Source organism: Gelidibacter salicanalis (assembly GCF_007997285.1).
In the GTDB taxonomy this organism is placed as follows: Bacteria; Bacteroidota; Bacteroidia; order Flavobacteriales; family Flavobacteriaceae; genus Gelidibacter; species Gelidibacter salicanalis.
Genome location: NZ_VORX01000004.1, coordinates 33650 through 58429, shown reverse-complemented (window position 1 = coordinate 58429; position 24780 = coordinate 33650). Strand labels below are relative to the sequence as shown.

General features: G+C 37.5%; 24 protein-coding genes. 10 read left to right on the top strand and 14 right to left on the bottom strand.

From position 1 onward, the window contains the following. Positions 1 to 928: 928 nt before the first annotated feature. Positions 929 to 1570: a protein-L-isoaspartate(D-aspartate) O-methyltransferase gene (locus ES711_RS09575; RefSeq protein ID WP_146892998.1), complete on the bottom strand. Its 642-nt coding sequence runs from the start codon at positions 1568 to 1570 to the stop codon at positions 929 to 931. 164 nt (positions 1571 to 1734) lie between these two features. Between ES711_RS09575 and ES711_RS09570 the strand changes: the two genes are divergently transcribed. The 9 genes from ES711_RS09570 to ES711_RS09530 all read left to right on the top strand — a co-directional run bounded on the left by ES711_RS09570 (position 1735) and on the right by ES711_RS09530 (position 11216). Then, the gene (locus ES711_RS09570; protein ID WP_146892997.1) at positions 1735 to 2694 is read left to right on the top strand and encodes a Gfo/Idh/MocA family protein; all 960 of its coding nucleotides are present in this window, start codon (positions 1735 to 1737) and stop codon (positions 2692 to 2694) included. A gap of 82 nt (positions 2695 to 2776) precedes the next feature. Then, on the top strand, positions 2777 to 3664 hold the full coding sequence (locus tag ES711_RS09565; protein ID WP_146892995.1) for a 3-hydroxyacyl-CoA dehydrogenase family protein: 888 nt from the start codon (positions 2777 to 2779) through the stop codon (positions 3662 to 3664). A 15-nt stretch (positions 3665 to 3679) separates the two neighbouring features. Further along, positions 3680 to 4918 carry a DUF1015 domain-containing protein gene (locus tag ES711_RS09560; RefSeq protein WP_146892993.1) on the top strand — a complete coding sequence of 413 codons (1239 nt, stop codon included), beginning with the start codon at positions 3680 to 3682 and terminating at the stop codon, positions 4916 to 4918. A 60-nt stretch (positions 4919 to 4978) separates the two neighbouring features. Next, positions 4979 to 5647 carry a YggS family pyridoxal phosphate-dependent enzyme gene (locus ES711_RS09555; protein WP_146892992.1) on the top strand — a complete coding sequence of 223 codons (669 nt, stop codon included), beginning with the start codon at positions 4979 to 4981 and terminating at the stop codon, positions 5645 to 5647. 129 nt (positions 5648 to 5776) lie between these two features. Beyond that, positions 5777 to 7144, top strand: a complete 1368-nt coding sequence (locus tag ES711_RS09550) for an exonuclease domain-containing protein (RefSeq protein ID WP_146892990.1) — start codon at positions 5777 to 5779, stop codon at positions 7142 to 7144. Next, complete coding sequence (locus ES711_RS09545) at positions 7141 to 9099, top strand: DUF3857 domain-containing protein (protein ID WP_146892988.1); 1959 nt, start codon at positions 7141 to 7143, stop codon at positions 9097 to 9099. Before ES711_RS09550 ends, ES711_RS09545 begins: the two co-directional genes overlap by 4 nt. Positions 9100 to 9124: 25 nt before the next feature. After that, positions 9125 to 9988, top strand: a complete 864-nt coding sequence (locus ES711_RS09540; RefSeq protein WP_146892986.1) for an ion transporter — start codon at positions 9125 to 9127, stop codon at positions 9986 to 9988. 17 nt (positions 9989 to 10005) lie between these two features. Next, positions 10006 to 10914: a tRNA (adenosine(37)-N6)-dimethylallyltransferase MiaA gene (gene miaA / locus ES711_RS09535; RefSeq protein ID WP_146892984.1), complete on the top strand. Its 909-nt coding sequence runs from the start codon at positions 10006 to 10008 to the stop codon at positions 10912 to 10914. A gap of 110 nt (positions 10915 to 11024) precedes the next feature. After that, positions 11025 to 11216: a cold-shock protein gene (locus tag ES711_RS09530; RefSeq protein ID WP_133758549.1), complete on the top strand. Its 192-nt coding sequence runs from the start codon at positions 11025 to 11027 to the stop codon at positions 11214 to 11216. Positions 11217 to 11285: 69 nt separating this feature from the next. On the opposite strand, the gene ES711_RS09525 is transcribed toward ES711_RS09530, so the two are convergent. The 13 genes from ES711_RS09525 to ES711_RS09465 all read right to left on the bottom strand — a co-directional run bounded on the left by ES711_RS09525 (position 11286) and on the right by ES711_RS09465 (position 23942). After that, positions 11286 to 11996 carry a response regulator transcription factor gene (locus tag ES711_RS09525; RefSeq protein ID WP_146892982.1) on the bottom strand — a complete coding sequence of 237 codons (711 nt, stop codon included), beginning with the start codon at positions 11994 to 11996 and terminating at the stop codon, positions 11286 to 11288. 3 nt (positions 11997 to 11999) lie between these two features. Continuing rightward, positions 12000 to 13574, bottom strand: a complete 1575-nt coding sequence (locus ES711_RS09520) for a sensor histidine kinase (protein ID WP_170245259.1) — start codon at positions 13572 to 13574, stop codon at positions 12000 to 12002. 69 nt (positions 13575 to 13643) lie between these two features. After that, a complete protein-coding gene (gene coaE / locus ES711_RS09515) occupies positions 13644 to 14237 on the bottom strand; it encodes a dephospho-CoA kinase (RefSeq protein ID WP_146892981.1) in 594 nt (197 codons plus the stop codon). A 3-nt stretch (positions 14238 to 14240) separates the two neighbouring features. Continuing rightward, positions 14241 to 15209, bottom strand: a complete 969-nt coding sequence (locus tag ES711_RS09510) for a CdaR family protein (protein ID WP_146892979.1) — start codon at positions 15207 to 15209, stop codon at positions 14241 to 14243. Next, positions 15199 to 16206 (bottom strand): glycosyltransferase, encoded by a 1008-nt coding sequence (locus ES711_RS09505; protein WP_146892977.1) that lies wholly within the window; start codon positions 16204 to 16206, stop codon positions 15199 to 15201. Before ES711_RS09505 ends, ES711_RS09510 begins: the two co-directional genes overlap by 11 nt. Before the next feature lie 144 nt (positions 16207 to 16350). Then, a complete protein-coding gene (locus ES711_RS09500) occupies positions 16351 to 17166 on the bottom strand; it encodes an enoyl-ACP reductase FabI (protein WP_146892975.1) in 816 nt (271 codons plus the stop codon). A 155-nt stretch (positions 17167 to 17321) separates the two neighbouring features. Continuing rightward, positions 17322 to 18974 carry a DNA repair protein RecN gene (gene recN, locus ES711_RS09495; protein WP_146892974.1) on the bottom strand — a complete coding sequence of 551 codons (1653 nt, stop codon included), beginning with the start codon at positions 18972 to 18974 and terminating at the stop codon, positions 17322 to 17324. A 102-nt stretch (positions 18975 to 19076) separates the two neighbouring features. After that, positions 19077 to 19964, bottom strand: coding sequence for a type IX secretion system protein PorD (porD, locus tag ES711_RS09490; protein WP_146892972.1), 888 nt, complete (start codon positions 19962 to 19964; stop codon positions 19077 to 19079). Then, complete coding sequence (coaBC, locus tag ES711_RS09485; RefSeq protein WP_146892970.1) at positions 19957 to 21168, bottom strand: bifunctional phosphopantothenoylcysteine decarboxylase/phosphopantothenate--cysteine ligase CoaBC; 1212 nt, start codon at positions 21166 to 21168, stop codon at positions 19957 to 19959. The genes porD and coaBC overlap by 8 nt, the downstream gene beginning before the upstream one ends. Before the next feature lie 5 nt (positions 21169 to 21173). Next, complete coding sequence (locus ES711_RS09480; protein WP_146892968.1) at positions 21174 to 21506, bottom strand: DNA-directed RNA polymerase subunit omega; 333 nt, start codon at positions 21504 to 21506, stop codon at positions 21174 to 21176. 13 nt (positions 21507 to 21519) lie between these two features. Then, positions 21520 to 22335 carry an outer membrane protein assembly factor BamD gene (locus ES711_RS09475; protein WP_146893344.1) on the bottom strand — a complete coding sequence of 272 codons (816 nt, stop codon included), beginning with the start codon at positions 22333 to 22335 and terminating at the stop codon, positions 21520 to 21522. A 210-nt stretch (positions 22336 to 22545) separates the two neighbouring features. Then, positions 22546 to 23424: a 4-hydroxy-tetrahydrodipicolinate synthase gene (gene dapA, locus ES711_RS09470; protein ID WP_146892967.1), complete on the bottom strand. Its 879-nt coding sequence runs from the start codon at positions 23422 to 23424 to the stop codon at positions 22546 to 22548. Next, entirely contained in the window at positions 23424 to 23942 is a 519-nt protein-coding gene (locus ES711_RS09465; RefSeq protein WP_146892965.1) for a DUF6913 domain-containing protein, read from the bottom strand. The genes dapA and ES711_RS09465 overlap by 1 nt, the downstream gene beginning before the upstream one ends. A gap of 67 nt (positions 23943 to 24009) precedes the next feature. Between ES711_RS09465 and ES711_RS09460 the strand changes: the two genes are divergently transcribed. Beyond that, entirely contained in the window at positions 24010 to 24768 is a 759-nt protein-coding gene (locus ES711_RS09460; RefSeq protein ID WP_146892963.1) for a 5'-nucleotidase C-terminal domain-containing protein, read from the top strand. The last annotated feature ends 12 nt before the right edge of the window (positions 24769 to 24780 follow it).

The following is a 24780-nucleotide window of genomic DNA, read 5'->3' as shown; positions in this document are numbered from 1 at the left end:
ATATGATTTCGCTCTGTCACTTCGAGTGTTTTTCAATCACGGCAGTGATTGAAAAAAGTATCGAGAAGCGTATAACAGCCAAAATCGAACCACGGTTCTCGATACATTTTGAGCAGCGTTCTTTCAGACGCTGCTCAAAACACTCGAACTGACAATGTAGTCTTACGCTGTCACTTCGAGTGTTTACAAGCACGGCAGTGATTGAGAAAAGTATCGAGAAGCGTATAACAGCCAAAATCGAACCACGGTTCTCGATACATTTTGAGCAGCGCTCTTTCAGGCGCTGCTTAAAACACTCGAACTGACAATACAATCTCGCGCTGTCACTTCGAGTGTTTTTCAAGCACGGCAGTGATTGAAAAAAGTATCGAGAAGCGTATAACAGCCAAAATTGAACCACGGTTCTCGATACATTTTGAGCAGCGTTCTTTCAGACGCTGCTCAAAACACTCGAACTGACAATACAATCTCGCGCTGTCACTTCGAGTGTTTTTCAAGCACGGCAGTGATTGAAAAAAGTATCGAGAAGCGTATAACAGCCAAAATCGAACCACGGTTCTCGATACATTTTGAGCAGCGCTCTTTCAGGCGCTGCTCAAAACACTCGAACTGACAAAATGATCTCGCTGTCACTTCGAGTGTTTTTCAAATATGGTAGTGGTTGAAAAAATTATCGAGAAGCTTATTTATAAAAAGAATTAAAAACGGTTCTCGATACATTTTGACCAGCGTTCTTTCAGACGCTGCTCAAAACACTCGAACTGACAAAATGATCTCGCTGTCACTTCGAGTGTTTTTCAAGCACGGCAGTGATTGAAAAAAGTATCGAGAAGCGTATAACAGCCAAAATCTAACAACCGTTCTCGATACATTTTGACCAGCGTTCTTTCAGACGCTGATCAAAACACTCGAACTGACAAAGGCGTGATTAATTTTTATCCTCTAAAAGTGGCACAAATCGGAATTCTCCAAATTCATGTTTTTCAAAATCTTTAGGGCCTTTCCTGATAAATAACGTCATTGTTTGCACCTTATCGCCAACCGGAATGACCAACCGGCCACCAACTTTCAGTTGGCTCATCAGAGGTTTCGGCACAAAAGGGGCACCGGCCGTTACAATAATGCTGTCATAAGGCGCTTCCGTTACTAAACCTTTATAGCCATCTCCAAAAATCAGTTTCTTAGGGCGGTAGCCAAGTTTGGGAAGAAATTTACTGGTAATTTTAAACAGTTCCAATTGGCGCTCAATACTGAACACTTTCGCTCCCAACTCACACAATACTGCGGTTTGGTATCCACTTCCGGTACCAATTTCAAGCACGTTGTCTCCAGGTTTAACCTGCATGAGTTCGGTTTGAAATGCCACAGTATAGGGTTGGGAAATGGTTTGATCAGCAGCAATAGGAAACGCTTTATCTTGATACGCATGATCTAAAAAGCTCGAATCCATAAAGAGATGTCTCGGAATTTTACCAATGGCCTTAAGTACTTTTTCATCAGTAATTCCTTTATCCTTTACAATGCCAACAAGTTGCTGACGCAAGCCTTTATGTTTAAACGTATCTTTCAAAGCGGTAGTGTTTGCGGGCTAAATTAACCCAAACAAAAGGAAGTAACAAGGAATTTCAGGAGATGTTTGGCGCTCAAAGATTCCATTTCTTGCGAATGACTTCCGTATATTATTTCTTTTTTCTGCCTTAAAAAAAGGCTATTTTTGTATAAAACGTATAATCTATGTTAAAAGCAGGAGTTCTTGGTGCTGGTCATCTTGGAAAAATTCACTTACGCCTACTACATCAGTCAAAAAAATATAATTTGGTGGGTTTTTATGATGCCGATGAGACCAACGGCAAAAAAATTGAGGCTGAATTGGGCTATAAATATTTTAATACCATTGAAGGTCTCATTGACGCTGTAGATGTTGTAGACATCGTTACCCCAACCTTATCCCATTTTGAGTGTGCTAAATTGGCCATTTCTAAAGGCAAGCACATTTTTATTGAAAAACCAATCACCAATACTGTTGAAGAGGCAGAAATCATCAGATCGATGGTTGCCGAAAACCATGTAAAAGGTCAAGTTGGTCATGTTGAACGTTTCAATCCTGCATTTAAAGCGGTAAAGCATCAAATTGACAATCCGATGTTTATCGAAACCCATAGATTGGCAGAATTCAATCCACGCGGAACTGATGTCCCAGTAGTTCTCGATCTTATGATTCATGATATTGATATCATCTTAAGTGTGGTTCAATCAAAAGTCAAGACAATTTCCGCCAGTGGCGTATCCGTTATCAGCGATACCCCAGATATTGCCAACGCTCGCATCGAATTTGAAAATGGCTGTGTGGCTAATCTGACGGCGAGTCGTATCTCCTTAAAAAACATGCGTAAAACACGATTTTTTCAAAAGGATGCGTACATTTCAGTAGACTTTTTGGAGAAGAAATGTGAAGTGGTCAAAATGAAAGATGCTCCGGAAAGTCCGGGTGATTTTGATATGATCCTTCAAAATGCTGAAGGCGTAAAAAAGCAAATCTATTTTGATAACCCTGAAGTTTCTGATAATAATGCCATTTTGGATGAATTAGAGACTTTTGCAGATGCCATCAATAACAACACAACACCAATTGTAACCCTTAATGACGGCACCGAGGCGCTACGTGTAGCCACGATGATCATTGAACAGTTTTAAATTCTGAAAGACACACCTAATCAATTTTATATTAAACTAGTACATTCCACCCTCTTTTATAGGGCATCAAAATAAAAATTTAATGAAAAATATAGCAGTAATTGGCGCCGGAACCATGGGTAATGGCATTGCACATACCTTTGCACAAAGCGGATTTAAAGTGCAACTCATTGATATTAGCGAAGCTTCACTTCAAAAAGGAATGGATACCATCACGAAAAATTTAGATCGTATGGTTGCCAAAGAAAAGATTGATGAAGCTCAAAAAAATGAAACTTTAAATAACATCACCACGTTTACAGATATTGCCGAAGGCGTGAAAAATGCAAGTTTAGTAGTAGAAGCAGCTACAGAAAATAGCGAGCTAAAACTTAAGATCTTTAAACAATTGGATGAGCAATGTGCTAAAGACACGATCTTGGCAACGAATACCTCTTCCATTTCAATTACCCAAATTGCAGCCGTTACGGCTAGGCCTAAACAAGTTATTGGGATGCACTTTATGAATCCTGTGCCTATTATGAAATTGGTAGAAATTATTCGCGGTTATAACACGAGTGATGAAGTCACCAAGACCATTATGGACCTTTCCAAAACTTTAGGGAAAGATCCTGTAGAAGTGAATGACTATCCTGGTTTTGTGGCCAATAGAATCTTAATGCCAATGCTGAATGAGTCTATTGAAACACTCTACAATGGTGTGGCTGGCGTTACTGAAATTGATACGGTGATGAAGTTAGGCATGGCACACCCAATGGGACCTTTGCAACTAGCGGATTTTATTGGTTTAGATGTTTGTCTTTCAATTTTAAATGTCATGTATGACGGCTTTAAAAATCCTAAATTCGCCCCTTGCCCACTATTGGTCAATATGGTGCGCGCTGGAAAACTCGGCGTAAAATCTGGCGAAGGTTTTTATGACTACTCGCAAAGTAGAAAAGCAGAAAACGTATCGCAACAATTTTTATAGTCTGAATAGTTTATAATGGCGCATATTATTCCTTTTAAAGCAGTTAGACCCACACGAGACAAAGTAAGTCTTGTGGCCGCGCGTTCCTATCAAAGTTACACATTGGAGCAGCGGGAATCGCGACTAAGGGATAATCCATTTTCGTTTTTACACATTGTTAACCCTGGCTATAAATTTGACAAGCAAATTTCTGGCGAAGCACGGTATAATTTAGTTAGAAACCGGTATTTGGAGTTTAAGGAAGATGCCATTTTTGTTCAAGATCAGCAGCCGTGTTACTACATCTATCAAATTAAAGATAGAGATCAACAAGTTTTTAACGGTATTGTTGCCGCTACCAGTGCTGAAGATTACGAGAATGACGTCATCAAAAAGCATGAAGACACCATCGAATTTCGTGAGGTTATTTTTAAGGACTATCTAAAAACAGTGGGCTTTAACGCGGAACCTGTACTCCTGACCTATCCTGATAATGCTGTAATTGCTGAGATTATCAAGGAAGTGCAAAAAGCACGTTCAGAGTACGAATTTACCACGACCTACAGAGACACGCATTTGTTATGGAAGGTAGATGATGCCGATCAAATTAAAAAGATTTCTCAAGAATTTCAACAGATGGAAACGGTCTATATTGCTGATGGCCACCACAGATCCTCCTCTTCCTATTTACTTTATAAAGATTTGAAAGAGACTAATCCTACACATACCGGTCAGGAACCCTATAACTTTTTTATGAGTTACCTCATTCCGGAATCAGATTTAAGAATCCATGAATTTAATCGCGTCATCACAGATTTAAACGGTTTGACCAAGGAAGAATTCCTGATTCATTTGGACATGATGTATCGTATTGAAAACCGCGGCCAAGTCCCCTATCATCCCAATAAAAAGCATCATTTTAGCATGTATTTAGACGGCGATTTCTATTCTATATACCTGCGAAAAGCGAGTTATCCCATTGAAAACTCGTTAGACGGCTTGGATGCACAAATTCTTTTTAAAACTATTCTAGGTCCTATTTTAGGAATACAGGATTTAAGAAATGAAAGTAGAATTGGCTATATCAACGGCAAGAAAGACATCGTTTCAATGAAAAGCGCTATTGATAATGGGAATTACAGAGTGGGCTTTGGCATGGTTCCCGTTTCTATTGAAGAAATGAAAACCATAGCCGACGACGGTTTTAAAATGCCGCCTAAGAGTACTTTTATTGAACCAAAATTGAGATGTGGGGTCACCATTTACGAATTTTAAAATAAACACTTGTTTGTTTTAGTGGTAAAATCCACGACATTCAAATTACAATCTATAAGTATGAGCATAGCAGAGAACCTTCAACATATCAAAGCATCAGTACCTGAACAGGTGACTTTAGTGGCGGTTTCAAAAACGAAATCGGTTAGTAAAATCATGGAAGCCTACAATGCTGGGCAACGCATTTTTGGAGAAAATAAAATCCAGGAAATGGTAGACAAAGAAGCCGAAATGCCAAAAGATATCCAATGGCATATGATTGGGCATGTGCAGCGCAACAAGGTGAAATACATGGCGGAATTTGTAAGCCTCATTCATAGTATTGATAATTTTAAACTTTTGAAGGAGATTGATAAACAAGCAAAAAAACATGACCGAACCATCAATTGTTTGTTACAGATAAAAATTGCTGATGAGGATTCCAAATTCGGAATGACATTTCAAGAGGCACAAGACATTCTACGCTCCGAAGCATTTGCAGCCCTAAACAATGTGGCCATTGCTGGGGTGATGGGAATGGCAACATTTACGGAAGATACTGCCCAAATTGAACAGGAATTCAAGCGACTTAAAACCATTTTTGATGACCTTAACAAATTAGAATTGGAAGGTTCTAAACTGGAAATTATAAGTATGGGCATGAGTGGCGACTATCACACGGCAATAGACTGCGGCAGCACCATGATTAGGGTGGGAAGCAGTATTTTTGGCGAACGCAACTACGGATAATTGTAGCATGCATCACCAATAATAGATGTCCATCAAGGACGCTGAAAGAATTATAATCGTTAATTAAATCTTCACACTTTCTCTTATTTTTATAAAAGTTCATAAGAAGGTTCTTTAAAATACAAGCTCATTTACGCAATATTAGACATAGAAACCACTGGCGGAAAATTCAATGAAGAAGGCATCACTGAAATCGCTATTTACAAATTTGATGGGCACACGGTAGTCGATCAATTTATCAGCTTGGTCAATCCGGAACGGGAAATACAACCTTTTGTAGTTAACCTTACAGGCATCAACAGTAATATGCTGCGCACGGCACCCAAATTTTATGAGGTGGCCAAGCGGATTGTAGAAATTACGGAAGACTGCATCATCGTAGCGCATAATTCTGAATTTGATTATCGGATTTTGCGCACAGAATTTAGCCGATTGGGCTTTGAATTTGAACGCAAAACACTCTGCACGGTTGAGTTGTCTAAACAACTGATGCCCGAACAGGATTCCTATAGCCTGGGCAAACTTACCCGAGCTTTAGGCATTCCGGTCAGTGATAGACACCGTGCCTCTGGAGATGCCTTGGCTACCGTAAAATTATTTAAAATACTATTAGCTAAGGATCTGGATAAACAAATCATCCAAGATGCGGTTAAAGCAGAACCAAAATATAAGCTTTCTTCCAATCATAAGCATATTATCGACGATTTGCCCTCCATTACCGGCGTTTATTATCTTCACGATAGTTACGGTAAAATCATCTTTATTGGTAAAAGTAAAAACATCAAAAATAGAGTCAACCAGCATTTTACGAGTACTACTCCGAAATCAAAAAAGATGCAAAGCCAAATTGCTGCCGTAACTCATGAGGCCACCGGAAGCGAATTAGTAGCCTTGCTCAAAGAAAGTGCAGAAATTAAAAGAAATAAACCGTCTTTTAACCGTTCCATGAGAAGAAATCTATTTACCCATGCTTTATATAGTTTTATGGATGAAAATGGGTATATAAATTTAAAGGTTGATGCGGCCGATGGTCGAAAAAAAGCAATTACGACCTTTTCAAATTACCAAAGTGGCAAGCAGTTTTTACTCAACGTCATTGATAAATTCAATCTCTGCCCTAAATTAGTTGGACTGGACACTACAAAGAAAGCGTGTTACAAATACGCCGTTAAGGAGTGCGAGGGCGCTTGTTTTCAAGAAGAGCCTTCAGCAGATTATAATGGTAGAGTGCAAAACATTATTATAAACAATAGTTTTGATCAACAGGATTTTATATTAATTGATAAAGGCAGATCTTTAGATGAACACAGTGTGCTTCTTATAGAAAATGGTGTATTTCAAGGACTTGGTTACTTTAATCTCAACTATCAAATTACCAACAAAAAAGTATTGGAATCCATTATTACACCTATGGATCACACGAGAGACACCTTACATATTATTCAGAGTTACCTAAGAAAAAATAAACATATTAAACGTATGGAACTTACTTTATGAATCACCGCTACCTTATCCTACTTCTCCTACTTACTACACTTACCTTCGGCCAATCCTCATTTAATGCAGAGACTTATGCTGTAAGCAGAAACGACATCACTACTAATTCTTACGCCAATGATTCCACTGCGGCGGCCTTGGTAATCTATGAATACGGAAATAGTTATATAGATAAGGATACCTATACGCTTAAAACGGAGATCAAGAAAAAAATAAAGATTTTAAATAGAGAAGGCTTTCATTGGGCTACGGAAACCATTTATCTGTTCAACAATAATAAGGGTAAGGAAAAAGTATCTAAAATTTTCGCCACCACCTATAATTTAGAAAATGGGGCCATCACAACATCTGAACTTAAACAAAATGCTATTTTTGAAGAACCCTATAATGATCAGTACACCCTTATAAAGTTTACCTTACCCAATATTAAGATAGGGTCTGTAATTACCTACAGTTATGTTATAGAGACGCCTTTTATCTACAAATACCATCCTTGGGAATTTCAGGACGAAATTCCAAAGTTATACAGTGAATACAATACCAGCATTCCAGGTAATTACGATTATCATATTAAATTGGTAGGCACACAAAAATTAGATAAAACAGAATCTGTCATTGTAAAAAACTGTTTAAACGCTTTCAATGGCGCATCTGCTGATTGTGCAAACACCGTCTACGTCATGACGACTGTTCCTGCTTTCATAGCGGAAGATTATATGACTGCTAAAACGAATTACCTCTCAAGGCTGGAATACGAACTTAAGGTGTTTAGAGGTTTTGACGGAAGTATTGACAATATCACTAAAACATGGAAAGATGCAGATAGCGAACTCCGATCCGATGCCAATTTAGGCCGACAGATTGGGAAAAGCACGTCATTGAAAGACGTGGTAGCCGCGATCATATCTGATAAAGGCAATGCAAAAACCGTCGCCAAAGAGGTGTATTCCTATGTCCAGAATCAATATACCTGGAATGGTGAACTTAAAGTGTTTACAGATGTATCGGTCAAGAACCTTGTTAAGGAAAAATCTGGAAACGCCTCTGAAATAAATATTTTACTCCACAACCTTTTAGAAGAACAAGGCATTAATGTCAAGCCCGTATTAATGTCGACCAGAGAAAATGGGTTGCCCACCCAACTCTTCCCGGTCATTTCTGAATTTAACTATTTAATTGTTCAGGCGCAAATAGATGGTCATACGTATGTATTGGATGCAACGGATCCTTATTTAAGTTTTGGAGAATTGCCATTTAAATGTTTAAATCAGTATGGTCGTTTATTAGATTTTGACAAGGGCAGCACGTGGGTACCAATTGAAGCAAATGTAGCGACCCAAATTCAGTATCAAGTCGATTTGAAAGTTGATGAGAATAGCGTTAACGGCACTGTAAAGGCGACTCATTTGGGTTATGAAGCACTTCAAAAAAAGAAAGATTATTTTGCCAATCCCCAAGCCTACATCAACCATAGTGCAGACCGCCAGTCTGAAATAACAATTTCGGACCATGAAGTTTTGGTATCGGACAAAAATTCTGAAGCTTTTAAGGAAACCTATCAGATTGAACTGACCAATAGCAACACCAACAGCACAATGGTGTATCTAAATCCTTTCATTTATTCATTTTTTAAGAAAAATCCTTTTCAACTCCAACAGCGCACCTACCCTATAGATTTTGGTTATAAGAAGTCTTATCTTTACAGTGTTCAGATTGATTTTGGTGATGCCTATGAACTTATAGAAGCGCCAAAAGCATTTGTGGCTAAACTTCCTAATAATGGTGGTGAACTCATTCTTAATGCTGCTGTAAACGAGCAAAAGCTCATGCTGTTTTTTAAATTTAATTTAAAGGAAAGCTTATATGACCCAGAATACTATGATATATTTAAGGTTTATATAGATAAGGTATTGGAAGTACAGCAAAATTCATTGGTTGTATTAAAGAAGAAATAAGCAATCTTTTAGTATTTTTGAACTTATGCGGGATAAAAAGGATAAGAGGGATTGGAAGTTCAGACTTCATGAAATCATCTATGAAGCAGATACACCATCAGGCAAACTATTTGATGTTATTCTCCTCATTACGATTATAGCCAGTATTCTGTTTGTGATGTTGGAAAGTGTCAAAGAGTTTGATGCTAAGTACCATTACTTTTTAAACATTGCAGAATGGGTAGTGACCATCGTTTTTACCTTAGAATACATCCTGAGAATCATCTCGGTTAAAAAGCCCTTAAAGTATATTTTCAGTTTTTACGGGATTATAGATTTACTTTCCACCATTCCAAAATATCTGTCTCTAATCTTTATGGGGACCCAAGTGCTTATTGCGCTACGTGCACTACGTTTACTACGGGTGTTTAGAATTTTGAAATTGGCTAGGTATGTTGGAGCCTCAAACATGTTGGCCAATGCACTAAAAGCGAGTCGCGCTAAAATTTTGGTGTTCCTATTCACGGTTTTAATCGTATCGGTCATTTTTGGCACCATCATGTATTTTGTTGAAGGTGATCAAAGCGGATTTACCAGCATTCCCGTAAGTGTCTATTGGAGCATCGTAACGCTCACCACGGTTGGGTTTGGGGATATCGCTCCCGTAACGCCGATAGGGCAGTTTATCGCCTCTATCATTATGATATTAGGGTATGGAATTATCGCTGTACCTACCGGAATTGTATCTGCGGAATATGCGTCGCAACATAGAGGCCATTTTCCTCATATACCTCAGCCACCGCAAGTGGATATGAACACGGAGGCGTGTCCCAATTGTTCTGCGGAACGGCATAAAGACAACGCCAAGTTTTGTTACAATTGTGGCCATATTTTAAACGGTCGCGCTTAAGCCACTAAATTATAATTGTGAATCAGAAGTATCTCATCAGTATTATTGGCCCTACCGCTATTGGCAAAACCAGTCTCAGCATTGCTCTTGCCAACCATTTTAAAACTGAAATCATTTCGGCGGATTCGCGGCAGTTTTACAAAGAAATGCAAATTGGTACGGCTGCACCCACTGCTGAAGAACTGAAAGCTGCGCGCCACAACTTTATCCATCATAAATCTATTTTAGAAGATTATAACGTGGGGGAATTTGAAAAGGATGCCCTACAAAGCCTAAAAAAACTTTATAATACGCATGATATCGTGGTTATGGTGGGTGGTTCAGGTTTGTATGTAGATGCAGTTACCAAGGGTTTGGATCATTTTCCAATGGTTGATCCCCAAATTCGAGAGACACTGAACACGGCATTGCAAACTCATGGCCTAGAGCATCTACAAAACCAACTCAAAATCTTTGACCCCCTTTCTTTTGACAGCATCGCAATCGACAATCCTCATCGGGTGATCAGAGCTTTAGAAATTTCGATAGGCACTGGCCAACCCTATTCTACATTTTTAAATAAAGAAAAACCGAACCGCGATTTTAAAACCATCACTATAGGCTTAACGGCAGAGCGCGCGACCATTTATAATAGGATCAATACCCGTGTAGATCTCATGATGGACGATGGTCTTTTGGAAGAAGTAAGAAAACTACAAGATTTGCAACATTTAAATGCCCTTCGTACTGTTGGATACAGTGAACTGTTCAAATTTTTAAAGAGCGAATGGCCTTTAGATTTTGCGGTGTCAGAAATTAAGAAAAACTCCAGACGATACGCAAAGCGGCAATTAACTTGGTTTAAAAAGAATGAAGAAGCGCATTGGTTCAATTACCACACTTCTCCTGAAACCATAATAGAAACGATCACAGAAAACATGGACTAAATCGGTCAACTTCAGCGGTATATTAATTAATAATTTAAATAAAAAATGAAAACACCTGTTTTTCAATTAATTAATTCTACCTTTGTCGCTTAATTAACATTAATATTATTATGAATAAAGGTACCGTAAAATTCTTCAATGACGCTAAAGGTTTTGGTTTTATTACTGAAGAAGGAAACAACAATGAGCATTTTGTACACATTTCAGGTTTGATCGACGAAGTTCGTGAAGGTGATGCTGTAGAATTTGACTTAACAGAAGGAAAAAAAGGTTTGAACGCAGTAAACGTAAGAGTTATATAATCGCTTCAATTTTTTAAAACAAAAAAGCCTATCGTAATGATAGGCTTTTTTTATGGCTATAGTTCCAACTTAATCATTACGATTAACGACCAATCTGAAGCCTTCACCGTGAATGTTCAAAATTTCAACAGTCTCATCCGGTTTCAAATATTTTCTTAATTTGGCAATATAAACGTCCATACTTCTCGATGTAAAGTAATTGTCATCTCTCCATATCTTCGTTAAAGCCAGTTCTCGTGGCATCAAATCATTTTCATGTAAGGCCAATAAGCGTAACAGTTCGTTTTCTTTTGGAGACAACTTAACTGGAGTTTCATCTTTAAATTTAAGGAAACGCAATTTTGAGTTCAAATCAAAATTACCAATCTTAAATTCAAATTGCTTGCTGTCTGCCACTGTATCCGTAGCTTTGCGTTGCATGATGGCTTTAATTTTCATTAAGAGCACCTCACTGTCAAACGGTTTGTTTAAATAATCATCCGCACCTACCTTATATCCTTTTAATACATCTTCCTTCATCGCTTTCGCAGTCAAGAAAATAATGGGAACATCACTGTTTTTCTCCCTAATTTCTTTAGCTAAAGTAAATCCATCTTTGTAAGGCATCATTACATCCAAGATGCAGAGATCATAATCATCCTTCTTAAATTTCTCAAAGCCTTCCATTCCGTTCTTCGCATGAACAACATCATAATCGTTCATATTCAGGTAATCTTTTAGGACGGTTCCAAAATTTGGATCATCTTCTACTAATAAAATCTTTTTGTTTTGTTCTTCCATAATCTATGATATTAATGGTAGTTTAATTATAAAAGTGCTACCTTTTCCTTTTTCACTTTCGACGCTTACATGACCTTGGTGGTCATCAACCATACGTTTCACGTAGGCTAATCCTAATCCATGACCTTTAACGTTGTGTACGTTTCCGGTATGTTCTCTATAAAACTTTTCAAAAACGCGTTTCTGAACTTGTTTTGACATACCATTGCCGTGATCGGCAATTTTTAAAATAATATTATTTCCTACATTTTCTGTAGTGACATCTATTTTTGGAGCATCGTCAGAATACTTAATCGCATTGTCCAAAATATTGACCAACACATTTGTAAAGTGTGTTTCATTGGCTAATACAGACGACTTTTCAGCCTTTAAATCGCACTTAACATACCCTTTTCGATCTTCAACAATCAATTCGACATGGCTAATGGCATCTTCAATTAAGTCGTGAAGCTTTACCCTATCCTTACTAATATTAAGTTCATTGCGTTCAAGTTTAGAAATCCGCAATACATTTTCAACTTGCGCATGCATCCGCTTGTTCTCATCTTTGATCATTTGCAAATAACGTGCGGTTTTCTCCTTGTCGTTAATCATCTTAGGGTTTTTCATCGCATCTAAAGCCAAATTAATGGTGGCGATAGGTGTTTTGAACTCATGCGTCATATTATTAATGAAATCCGTTTTAATTTGGGAAATCTGACGTTGCTTGATAATTTGATAAATGGCATTCGTGTATGCCAAAATAATGATTAAGGTGAAAATGATCGACAACGCGGTCATCGTCAAAATTGATGACCATAAAAACTTTTGACGCTCCGGAAAATTAACATACAAATTGAAATTACTTTCATTGTTATTGTTCAAGAACATCGGTACACCATAAGTTGTTGCCGGATCTAAATCAAAATTACTCGATTGCACCTTGGTTGCTAGATCCTTATCATAAATAGCAAATTCAAAATCAATCTCAATCCCGTTTTCATTAAACTGTCTGGATAAAAAGGTTTTTACGTCAGCGGTAGAAATCCGTTTATAGATCGGGTAATTATTAAACAAATCCCGATAGCTGATCTCAAACATCTTTTTATCGAGCTCATCCATTCTGCGGTACTCTGAGATGGTTTTTTCAGGCGCAATATTGATGGCGTTTTCAAAAGTGTTCTTTTTAAACACTTTCATTTCTTTTTGGTTGGTAATGCGACTGATGTTTAAACTGTCTAAACCTCCAATGTCAAAGAACAGAGAGGGCACTTTAAAACTTTCTTCAAGAATTCCATTTTGATAGATGGTTGTTTCGTTGGAAACATCATCATAACTGTATAAAAGAATACCTCTGATATTGGTAGTGTCCGGACTCTTGCCGCTGTTTAACATTTCCTGGTACTTATCGCTAAACAACTTAAACTCCCTATCTTCAACAAGTTTAGAAACATTACTTAAGGAACGTTTTACGTTTAACGTAAACTGTCGTTTCTCGTTGGTAAGGGTGTTATCTATAAAATAAATCTGTACGAAAATTATTCCAATGAGCGACAAACTCATCAGAATCACTAACAAAATGAATAGCTTTCTGCCCATCAGTCAAATTTAAGATTTTAACATTTAGGACTAACTTGGTTTAACCTTACCTTAACACATTATAAAGATTTAATTTTTGGCAAAGGTTTTTAGAAGATATTGATGAATTATATGCACTTGTTCCTTAGTCTGATCCAAATCGTGATTAGTAATCACAAAATCTGAGTTTTTCGCTTTTTCATCATCAGATAGCTGATTTTTGACAATCGCCATGATTTTATCTTCCGTAGTTTGATCTCTTTGGATGATTCTTTCAATTCGTATATCCAAATCAGCAATTACGGTAATGATAAAATCGAATTGTCCAGCAAGATCATTTTCAAAAATCACGGCAGCTTCTTTTAAAACATAAGGCGCGCTCTGAGCGGCCTGCCAATGTTTAAAATCCTCACCTACTCTGGGGTGCACAATAGCGTTCATCTGCTTTAAGAGCTCTGCATTTTCAAAAATTTTAGAAGCTAAATAAGCACGGTTCAATTGGGCATCATTATACGCATTTTTGCCAAATAATGCTGTAAGTTCTTTTTTTATACATTCAGAAGTGTTCATCAAATGCTTGGCTCTATCGTCAGCAATATATAAAGGGACACCCAAATCTTGAAACATTTTGGCAACAGTGGTTTTACCACTTCCAATTCCTCCCGTAATTCCGATGATTTTCATAGCCTATTGCATTAGAATAAATTCGACTTTATGCTGTTTTAAACGTGCACTTTTAACAGTTTCTGGCAATTTTACCAATTTGGGAATTAGAAATGATTTTTCAGTATTATTGATATCTTTAAAATTGCATTCCACTCTAAAGTCTGACGCTTTAACCAATTTATAATTGTTCAAGCTCACATTGTAGGCCACGGGAATGGTCTTAGGGAAATAATTGATATTGGTATCCGCTGGCAAATTGATAATCGTGACCGGCACGTTAAACGTCCCCTCGGTAAACTTTTCAACAAGGCCTTTTACCGTTACACTTTTGTTAGAGACCTTCAACTGCTTTAATGCATCCGTGAGTTCAATTTGCAACGATTTGTCAATATTAGTGTTAACGTTTTTCAACTCCAAGGATTTGGTGGTGACTTCGTTGATTTTTGCAATCATTTTTTTTGATCCAATTATCTTCACAGAGTCAGGAAATACTTGAAGTTTTGTAGACATATCATATCCGGAAGCATACCCAATGGACACATTGGTTTTTACAGGCACCTTCTTAACCGCTAAGGATTGGTAAGGAAAGCGCAAGGTGTCAGGTTGAATGGACAAAACATCTACCGAATTTTTAAACTTTGCATTGATCTTAGCGACATTCTGCTTGGCATTCCAGATGTAGGTTTTATTTTTAAGTGAAACATCTGTTTTAAAATCTATTTGCAAAGTGGGTTTGAAAAACGAATATCTCAATAGGTTAAACCCGTAGGCCTTCACTCCCACTTTTACTTTCTTCGAACTGTCAATTTCAACATGATGCTGCTCGGGAACATTTTTATAGACAATCTCAAACACAATGGTTTCTGTATAACTTTTGGAAAGCTTAGTTAAGGCCCAAAAACAGAAAGACAATACGAAAAAAGCTCCGAAAACATTTAATTTTCTGCTTTTTAGAGATCTGGAGAGCTGTGTTTTAAGTTTATCGAACATGTTTAAAAAACAATTTTGGGAACCTTTGTTGGGGATTTTCTTTTAATACTTTAAGTGCTATAGTCGATTTAAGAAAGCCATAACCATAACCAAAAAATTGCACAAATATTGCCATTACGGCCAGGATTGCAATGCTTATGCTTTTTGTACTGAATAGCGCCATGATAAAGGCGATCGCACTATAAAGCATATAAATGTACAACAACCATTCTACACCAAAGATATACGACACCAAACTAAGTAAGAATCCGAGAGAGAACAGGGTTGGCATCCAAAAAATTAACCGTTCAGATGTTGGATGCCACAAATTTAATATCGGTCTTACCAGTCCGAATCTATGAACTTGTTGGTAAAATTTGGACCAAGAGATGCGTCTTTTATGATACACATAGGCTTCTTTAATGAGTTGTGTCTTAAACCCTAAAATAGTGAGCCTTAATGACAAATCAGGATCTTCACCAGGGTGAATGGTTCCAAACCCTCCGGTAGCTTTAAAGGCTTTTAAGGAAAGCCCCATATTAAAACTTCGGGGCTGAAACTTCTCTGATGCCTTGCCGCCTCGGATACCTCCTGTCGTTAGTATTGAAGTCATAGTGAAATTAATGGCCTTTTGAAGCTTTGAAAATGAGGCATGGGCTGCATCAGGACCACCATAACAATCCGTATAATTTGCCATAAGTCTTTCATAGACCACTAGAAGATAGTCTTCAGGAAGTAAAACATCAGAATCTAGAATGATAAAATAATTACCTTGAGCTCGAGACATGCCGTAGTTTCTTGAATCTCCAGGACCTGAATTTTCTTTGTAAAAGTAGTAAACAGGCAATTTATCAAAGTGTTTGATACGCTCTTCTGAGGTTCGTGTAGAGCCATCTTCAATAATGTAAATGCTATAGGCCACATTACCTTTCAGTCTTGTAAAACTTTCCAAAAGTTCGGTAATTTCATCAGGTCTGTTATAAACAGGGATGATAAATGAAAAATGCAAGGTCTCCATAACACACAAAGGTAACGAATCCGATCACAAATGTGAGCGCACTTTCGCTAGGTAAATTTAAGAATTTAGATGCATCAGGCTATAAATAAAAAACCCTTTCAAAGTAGGAAAGGGTTTTTAGGTATTCTATAAGGTATAAAGCATTTATTCTCTTACAAAGGCTTCCATCACTTCGTTACTCACGCCCATATTACTAAAACCACCATCATTAAAGAGGTTTTGCAGGGTGACGCGTTTTGTAAGATCACTAAATAAGGTGACGGTGTAATTGGCGCAGTCTAGAGCCGTGGCATTTCCTAAAGGCGACATTTTATCGGCATAGGCTATAAATCCGTCAAATCCTTTTACACCTTGGCCTGCAGTTGTAGGGGTTGGCGATTGTGAAATGGTGTTGACTCTTACTTTTTTCTCTTTCCCGAAGAAATAGCCGAAACTACGTGCAATACTTTCTAAATATGCTTTATTATCTGCCATATCATTGTAATCAGGAAACACGCGTTGTGCAGCCATATAGGTTAAGGCTACAATACTACCCCACTCGTTCATCGCATCAGCTTTGTAAAGTGTTTGCATTACTTTATGAAAAGACATTGCAGAAACATCAGTTCCTTTTTGTGTCCAGTCGTAATTTTGATCTGTATAATGTTTTCCTTTTCTGACGTTGACAGACATGCCTATGGAATGTAATACAAAATCGATTTTACCGCCTAGAATTTCTGTCGATTTAGCAACTAAATTTTCTAAATCTTCTATAGATGTAGCATCCGCAGGAATGATTTCAGAGCCGGTCTTTTTTGCCAATTGGTCAATTTGTCCCATACGCATTGCAATTGGTGCGTTGGTCAAAACAAAAGTTCCGCCTTCTTCATGCACGCGTTCTGCAGTTTTCCAAGCAATTGAATTCTCATCTAAAGCTCCAAAAATTATTCCTCGTTTTCCTTTTAATAAGTTGTATGCCATGTTTCTGATTGTTTTTTATTTAATGCTATGCAATTGATGAATCAAAGTTAATAAAACTTTGAACGTATTGCTCGTTTTTGATTTGAAAATCTTCAATTATATGAATGCTTCTACCCCTTCTGATCGTTTTAAAACAGTAGATTTTACCGCATTTTTTAATTCAACAACTGCTTTGCATGTTCTATGGCCGAACTTGACATATCGAGCCCGCCAAGCATTTGTGCAATTTCAACCACACGTTCTTCAGGATTTAAGCGTTTCAATTGGGTTTGGGTCACCTCATTGACATCTTCCTTAAAGACTTTAAAATGGGTGTCGCCTTTAGCCGCAATTTGAGGCAAGTGAGTAATGGTAAATACCTGCATCGTTGTACTCATTTGTTGCATGATGGCCGCCATTTTATTGGAGATTTCTCCAGAAACCCCCGTGTCAATCTCATCGAACATAATCGTCGGAAGGTGGGTGTAATTGGTTAAAATGGATTTTATAGCGAGCATTATTCGCGACAGCTCACCCCCCGAGGCTGCTTTTTTGAGTTCATTAAACTGTCCGCCCTTATTGGCAGAAAAGAGGAACTTCAGATCATCCTTTCCGTTGCTTAAAAAAGTTTCAGACAAGGTCAATTCCACATTAAAGCGCGCGTTTGGCATCCCTAAAGTATCCAAAAGCACTTCCAATTGCTTAATTAAACCTGGAATAGCCTTTGCCCGATTCTTTTGTAGTTTGGATGCGTAAGAATTGAGCAGGTTTTCTACCGTCAACAATTCACTTTCTGTGTCGGCAATAACGCTGTCCAAATTTTCAGTTACCGCTACATTTTCAGTGAGGTCATTCTTAATTTGAATCAATTCAGCAACTTCCGCTACCCCGTGTTTCTGCAACAAGTTATTAATAACCTGAAGTTTTGAATTGACGGTTTGCAATCGGTTAGGATCTGCTTCTAAGGCCTCTTGAAGGGCTTCGATTTCGGCAAATATATCGTCCAATTCTATTAAACTGCTGCCAACACGATCGGCCACTGACTTATAATCGGCAGCATAAGGCGCCAATTTAGACAATTGATTTTTAATTTCCGTCAGCTGGGTGACGACTCCTATTTCAACATTGCCCAATAATTCATGAGTAGTGGTTAAACGCTGCCCTATTTCTTCAATGTTATTGAGTGTTTCGTATTCTTCTTCTAGAGCTTCCAACTCACCGTCTACCAAATTGGCTTCTTCCAATTCTTTAAGTAAAAACAAGTTATAATCCAGCGCTTTGGCGGCTTCAATTTTCTGGTTTTGTAGTTTTTTTAATTCGGTCTTTACACGTTTAAAACGTTGTAATTGTTTGGCATAATCTTGGAGTAAACTGCTGTTGCTAGCCAAGGCATCTATGACCTGAAATTGAAAATCGTCATTGGTCAACTGCAGCGTTTGGTGTTGAGAATGGATATCCAACAAATGCGCCCCTAATACTTGAAGACTGTCTAAGTTTACGGGCGTATCATTTACAAAAGCTCTCGATTTTCCTGAAGGAAGAATTTCCCGTCTGATAATGGTTTGGGGTTCGTAATCTAAATCCTCGGTTTCGAATAGCGATTTTAAATTGTAGTTCGCAAGATCAAAAGTGGCCTCAATCACGCATTTTTCTGACGGATTTTTAACACTGCTCAAATCTGCGCGTTTTCCTAAAATAAGGGATAGGCCTCCTAAAAGAATCGACTTTCCTGCACCAGTTTCTCCAGTTATAATAGTCAATCCGTTAGTGAACTGCACCTGAAGACTATCAATTAACGCATAATTTTTTATGGAAAGAGCTTTAAGCATTGTGAGGTTTGAGGTTTGAGGTTTGAGGTTTGAGGTTTGAGGTTTGAGTGAGTTAATATAAAATTTTTACAACGCCAACCTGGGCAAATCAAAAAAGGATGGTTAGAACTTAATTGCACGCCATTTGACAGCATGTGTAGGTGCTACTTTATTGAGAACATCCTTGATCCCTGTCACATTCACTTTAGGTCCGCCGCTAAAGATATCCATAATTTCATTGGCTTTAGCATCAAAAAAAACCCGCATTAAAAAGGAATTGGGACGTCTATTGTTCATTGTTGACAAATCATCAAAAACATCGGCAATAGTTTCTTTTGCCTTTTTGTCATTCTCAGCCATGAGGTCCAATCCGTTGCGGTGGTAATCATACATAACAGTTCTGAACTCTTTAAACGTAGGCGACAGAATATTATCAATAAGGGCGAATCGCGATTGCTGTCCGTCCTCTAATTTCCATCCCTTAAAATTTCCTTGTTGGGAATAGTTAGTAATGGTCTGCGCTTGTTGGTAATAAGGGTCTCCGCCGTTCAATGCAAAAGTATCAGCATCCAAACCCAAAATCATAAAAACATGATATGCCAATACGGATACGAGATTCGACTCAAACTGAGTGGGATTATACACCAAATTTTGAAATTCTAAATATTGGAAAGTAAAATTCCGGTCGTTAAAATTATAAACAGGCGTACTATAACTAGAATTAAAAACAGGTCTTGAAGATTGTACTTGAATGGTGGCCTGAAAGGTATCACTATTATAATCCATCACATTAATGACCATATTACATTCAATGCGTTCCTGTGGTCCGTATATTTTATTGGTCCATTGGGTATTGTTGATAAACTCATTTAACTGACGTTCTAGAGTTTTAAAAACCTGCACATTCTCGTTCCCGGTTTGCTGCGCATTTACGACCAAATTACAATTTAACTCCTGAGAAAACGTCATTGACGTTAATCCTAAAAAAAGTATAAGAATAAATTTACGCATGGATTTGCTTTATAATTTGCTTCATTAAATCTGTGGCCACGTCTTCTTTTGACTTTAAGTCGTGAGCAATGATGTCTTGAGTATCGGTAATAAAGGTCACTTTATTAGTGGCACCTCCAAAGCCTGCACCGTCATCATTTAACGAATTTAATACAATTAAATTTAAATTCTTGGCTTTTAATTTTCCTTTTGCGTTCTCCAATTCATTATTCGTTTCTAGAGCAAATCCTACCAAAAATTGATGTGACTTGAGCTGTCCTAAAGACTTGAGAATGTCTTGGGTTTTTTCTAATTCAATACTGAAGGAGGGATCTTTCTTTTTGATCTTAGTTTCCGACACATGTTTTGGTCTATAGTCCGCCACGGCTGCAGAAAGAATAGCAATGTCTACAGATTCAAAATGTTCATGAGCTGCAGCGTACATTTGTGCTGCACTGGTCACTTTAATAACTTTTATAAGACTGTGCGATATGGTTTCGTGCGTAGGTCCCGAAACTAGAATAACCTCAGCACCCAAATTAGCGGCAGCCTTGGCAATTTCAAATCCCATCTTGCCACTGGAATGATTCCCGATGAATCGAACGGGGTCAATAGCTTCATAAGTGGGACCAGCTGTAAGTAATACTTTTTTACCTTTAAGAGGCAATTGGTCTAATACATCTTGTTCAATAAATGACACGATATCTTCAGGTTCAGCCATTCGGCCTTCTCCCACTAACCCACTTGCAAGTTCACCGCTAGTGGCTGGAATCATAGTGTTACCAAAACTTTTTAGAATTTTAAAAGACGCTTTGGTACTCTGATGTTTGTACATGTCCAAATCCATCGCAGGTGCAAAATATACCGGACATTTGGCTGAGAGATAAGTAGCCATTAATAAATTATCACAAACACCGTTGGCCATTTTTGCCAAGGTATTTGCGGTGGCTGGAGCAATGATAAATAGATCTGCCCACAATCCCAACTCCACATGGTTGTTCCATATAGCGTTTTCATCATCGTCATTGACAAATGAAGAATATACTGGGTTTTTAGATAAAGTGGAAAGTGTTAAAGGTGTAATGAAGTCTTTAGAAGCAGGCGTCATCACGACCTTTACGTGTGCGCCTGCTTTTATAAATAACCTGACTAGGTTTGCTGTCTTATAAGCAGCAATACCGGCAGTAATGCCAAGGAGTATATGTTTGCCGCTTAAAATTGACATCTTAATTATGCTTCTGTAATATCGTCTTCAGTGTTTCTGAAATAAATTTTATCATCCAACCATTCCTGAACTGCTAACGCGTGAGGTTTTGGTAATTTTTCATAAAATTTAGACACTTCAATCTGCTCTTTGTTTTCAAAGATTTCTTCAAGACTATCATTGTAAGTTGCAAATTCTTCCAACTTATCAACAAGTTCTCTACGGATGTCTGTATTTATTTGTTCCGCTCTTCTTGCAATAACAGAGATGGCCTCATAGATATTTCCTGTTGGCGCATCAATTTCATTACGGTTGTACGTAATTGAACTTACTGGAGCATTGGTCTTTTTTAAATCCATCGTGTATATAAAATTAACTTTGTGTACTATAGGTTTGAATGGCAGTTTGCAATTCTTTCTTCATTTTTTCAGCTTCAGTATTATACTGAGATTCTGGAAATGCTTTATAAAAAGCATCGTAATATTTAATGGCCGTTTCTATACGTCCTTTACGTTTGTATTCAATACTGTTGATGCCGAGTTTGTACGCAGAATCAAATCTGTAATACAAAGCATCTTCCCTGAACGTTGTACCTGGATATTCCACAAGAAAATTATCAAACGCCTTTATGGACGCCTCATAATCTTCAGATTCGAAATTCGCAATTTGATTGTAAAGTTTGGCTATTTCAAATGCTTTCCTTTCCAATTTATAATCCAATTCTTTAATTAGGATATTAGCTTCTGGCAAATATTCTGAATCCGGATAGGTATTGATAAACATTTGAAGCTTTTCAATTGCTGTTTTAGTTTCCTTTTGTTCCTTACTGTACACCGGAGACAATTGATAAAAGCTCTTGGCTCCTAAAAACAAAGCTTCCTCAGCTTTTTCACTTTTAGGATATTGATCAGCAAAACGCTCAAATTGGTAACCGGCCAAATAGTAATCCTTCATCTTATAAAATGAATTGGAATACATATACATCAACTTCTCAGCTTGAGGCTTGCCTCGGTACTGCGGTACTATCTGTGCAAACAATCGATTGGCTTTACCATATTTACCCGCGTCATACAATTCTGTTCCCATCTTAAATTTTGTGGAAATATCTTCAGATTTTAGAGCCTTTTGATATTCGCTACAAGAGGAGAGTACTACTGTGATCAATAAAGTATAAACAATGTTTTTCATCCAATAAATGTTCTTCTTTGTGTTTTTAAAATGGAATACCTGATTTAATATGGTCATAAATGAAAGTTATGTTGTAATGGAACTTTGACATTTTTAAACAGAATGCAAAAGTACACATTTATAACGTATTATAAAACAAAAAATTTAAAGCTAAAATACGTGTTGGAATCAAGCAAGATAGACGTTTAAGTTATATTTAACGTTTATAGTCTATTTAAGTTGTACTACGCTTTTTTTAATTTTGGACTTCAACGCGTCTGACGCTACCACCAACGGCAATCTAACGGTAGCACCACATAATCCGAGTGCTTCTAACACCGCTTTAATACCAGCAGGATTGTTTTCTTCAAAAATATGAGATGTCACTTCCATCAATTGGTAGTGGATCTCATAACCTTCTTTAGCTTTACCTTCCAATCCTAAACGGATCATTCTGGTAAAGTAATGAGGAAACGCCTGTCCCAAAACAGAAATCACTCCCGCCCCACCAGCTAAAATGACTCCCAATGCCAAATCATCATCTCCTGAAATAATCAAAAAATCGTCCGGCTTGTCTTTTAATAATTGTAAATACTGACCTACATTATTTCCAGCCTCCTTTATCCCGATGATGTTCTCAAAATCATTAGCCAAACGCAAGGTAGTTTGTGGCAACATGTTGGATGCGGTACGCCCCGGCACATTATAAAGAATTATTGGTTTTGGTGCAACCTCAGCAATTGCCTTAAAATGCTGATAAATACCTTCTTGGGTTGGTTTGGTATAATAAGGTGACACCGACAGAATTGCATCAATACCATCAAAGTTTGTCGTTTTAATTTCTTCGATGATTGCCATGGTATGGTTTCCACCAATCCCCAGCACCAATGGCACTCTCCCATTTGCAGCCTTCTTAATGGTGGCAATGACATCTTTCTTTTCCTGTTTTGAAAGGGTCGCACTTTCTGCAGTGGTCCCACATATAACCAAATAGTCAGTGCCATTATCAATATTGTAATTAACAATAGTTGCCAGCGCTTGATGATCAATACTCAAATCCGGTTTAAACGGTGTGATTAGGGCGACACCCGTTCCAAAAAATTTTGTCATTATATTTTATTTAAAATAATTAAGTACTTTTTTAATTCTGATTTAAACACCTCAAATTGATCCGTATTGACGTCCAATATGAAATCGTACAAACGGTCATCAACTTTAGATAAGCCAATTTTAAAATTTGCCTTAGATGCGGCGGTGGCCAATTTCAACTCTAAAGCTTCATTTTTATAAAAGCAGATGAGGGCATCAAAAGGCGTATCTATAAACAATTGTAACTCCACGCGCTTAACACAACCGTTCCAACCAAAATCTTTTTTACTGAAGTAATTGTCCGATAATTTATCGGTTTTTTTATTACCCCCAGCAAAAATTATGATTTTGATGTTGGATAAGGGCACGCCCAAATCATTGAAATAAGTTTTAAAAGCTTCAACATTAGAAAATTCACTTCCATCAACAATTACTCCAACGGATTCTAGTTTGTTGTCCCTAACGGCAACAGTTTTAGAGTTTAACAATCCGTTCGTGTATTTTTGAATTGATTTTTCTCTAAATGCCTTTAAAATCATTTACTTTTGTTTTCACAAAGGTACTAAACACGTCACATTTATCAATTATCATTTTACAAGTTATTCAATGAAATTTAGAAATCTTTTTTTTGTTTTGGGACTGCTTTTAAGCTTCTCCTGTAAGACACCAACTGATGTTTACAAAATTGAAGGTAGAAATGTTAACATTACCGACAGCTTGCAAGCCGATGCTGCTATTGAGAGGTTTGTAAAACCTTACAGAGAACGCATTAATAAAGATTTGGACAGTGTTTTAGGCTACGCGGTGGATACCTATTCTAAAAGTGATGGCCATCTTAATACCGCTATTGGCAACTTGATGGCAGACATCGTGTATGAAGAATCAGATCCGGTATTTTTTAAGAGAATCGGAGAGCATATTGATTTTGTGCTTTTAAACCATGGCGGGATTCGATCCATCATCTCCAAAGGCCCTATATCCAAAAGAACTGCTTACGAAATTATGCCGTTTGAAAATTCTATCGTAGTTGCGAAATTACCTGGCGCACAGGTTCAGGAGCTTCTGGAGTATCTCTCCAGAGCTAAACGTGCGCATCCTATTTCAAAATTGAAAATACTCCTAGATAAAGATGGTAAGGTTATTGAAAGTGCCATTAACGACCAACCCATTGATTTCACTAAAACCTATAATATCGCGACCAACGATTATCTAATTAACGGTGGTGATGGGATGGACTTTTTTAAAGGCAGCGAAGCGGTGATCATATTGGATTATAAAATCAGAAATGCTTTAACGGATTACTTCATGAAAACGGATACCATCAACCCAGTGGCAGATGATCGCTTTCTTCAATTACAAGACTAATTCCCCCATTCT

Coding starts and splice junctions, on each gene's coding strand:
- ES711_RS09570 (WP_146892997.1), top strand. CDS start 1,735: ATGTTAAAAGCAGGAGTTCTTGGTGCTGGTCATCTTGGAAAAATTCAC.
- ES711_RS09565 (WP_146892995.1), top strand. CDS start 2,777: ATGAAAAATATAGCAGTAATTGGCGCCGGAACCATGGGTAATGGCATT.
- ES711_RS09480 (WP_146892968.1), bottom strand. CDS start 21,506: ATGGATTTAAAAAAGACCAATGCTCCAGTAAGTTCAATTACGTACAAC.
- ES711_RS09540 (WP_146892986.1), top strand. CDS start 9,125: ATGCGGGATAAAAAGGATAAGAGGGATTGGAAGTTCAGACTTCATGAA.
- ES711_RS09530 (WP_133758549.1), top strand. CDS start 11,025: ATGAATAAAGGTACCGTAAAATTCTTCAATGACGCTAAAGGTTTTGGT.
- ES711_RS09525 (WP_146892982.1), bottom strand. CDS start 11,996: ATGGAAGAACAAAACAAAAAGATTTTATTAGTAGAAGATGATCCAAAT.
- ES711_RS09500 (WP_146892975.1), bottom strand. CDS start 17,166: ATGGCATACAACTTATTAAAAGGAAAACGAGGAATAATTTTTGGAGCT.
- ES711_RS09475 (WP_146893344.1), bottom strand. CDS start 22,335: ATGAAAAACATTGTTTATACTTTATTGATCACAGTAGTACTCTCCTCT.
- dapA (WP_146892967.1), bottom strand. CDS start 23,424: ATGACAAAATTTTTTGGAACGGGTGTCGCCCTAATCACACCGTTTAAA.
- ES711_RS09460 (WP_146892963.1), top strand. CDS start 24,010: ATGAAATTTAGAAATCTTTTTTTTGTTTTGGGACTGCTTTTAAGCTTC.
- ES711_RS09520 (WP_170245259.1), bottom strand. CDS start 13,574: ATGGGCAGAAAGCTATTCATTTTGTTAGTGATTCTGATGAGTTTGTCG.
- recN (WP_146892974.1), bottom strand. CDS start 18,974: ATGCTTAAAGCTCTTTCCATAAAAAATTATGCGTTAATTGATAGTCTT.
- ES711_RS09555 (WP_146892992.1), top strand. CDS start 4,979: ATGAGCATAGCAGAGAACCTTCAACATATCAAAGCATCAGTACCTGAA.
- coaE (WP_146892981.1), bottom strand. CDS start 14,237: ATGAAAATCATCGGAATTACGGGAGGAATTGGAAGTGGTAAAACCACT.
- coaBC (WP_146892970.1), bottom strand. CDS start 21,168: ATGTCAATTTTAAGCGGCAAACATATACTCCTTGGCATTACTGCCGGT.
- ES711_RS09560 (WP_146892993.1), top strand. CDS start 3,680: ATGGCGCATATTATTCCTTTTAAAGCAGTTAGACCCACACGAGACAAA.
- ES711_RS09505 (WP_146892977.1), bottom strand. CDS start 16,206: ATGGAGACCTTGCATTTTTCATTTATCATCCCTGTTTATAACAGACCT.
- ES711_RS09545 (WP_146892988.1), top strand. CDS start 7,141: ATGAATCACCGCTACCTTATCCTACTTCTCCTACTTACTACACTTACC.
- ES711_RS09465 (WP_146892965.1), bottom strand. CDS start 23,942: ATGATTTTAAAGGCATTTAGAGAAAAATCAATTCAAAAATACACGAAC.
- ES711_RS09510 (WP_146892979.1), bottom strand. CDS start 15,209: ATGTTCGATAAACTTAAAACACAGCTCTCCAGATCTCTAAAAAGCAGA.
- porD (WP_146892972.1), bottom strand. CDS start 19,964: ATGCGTAAATTTATTCTTATACTTTTTTTAGGATTAACGTCAATGACG.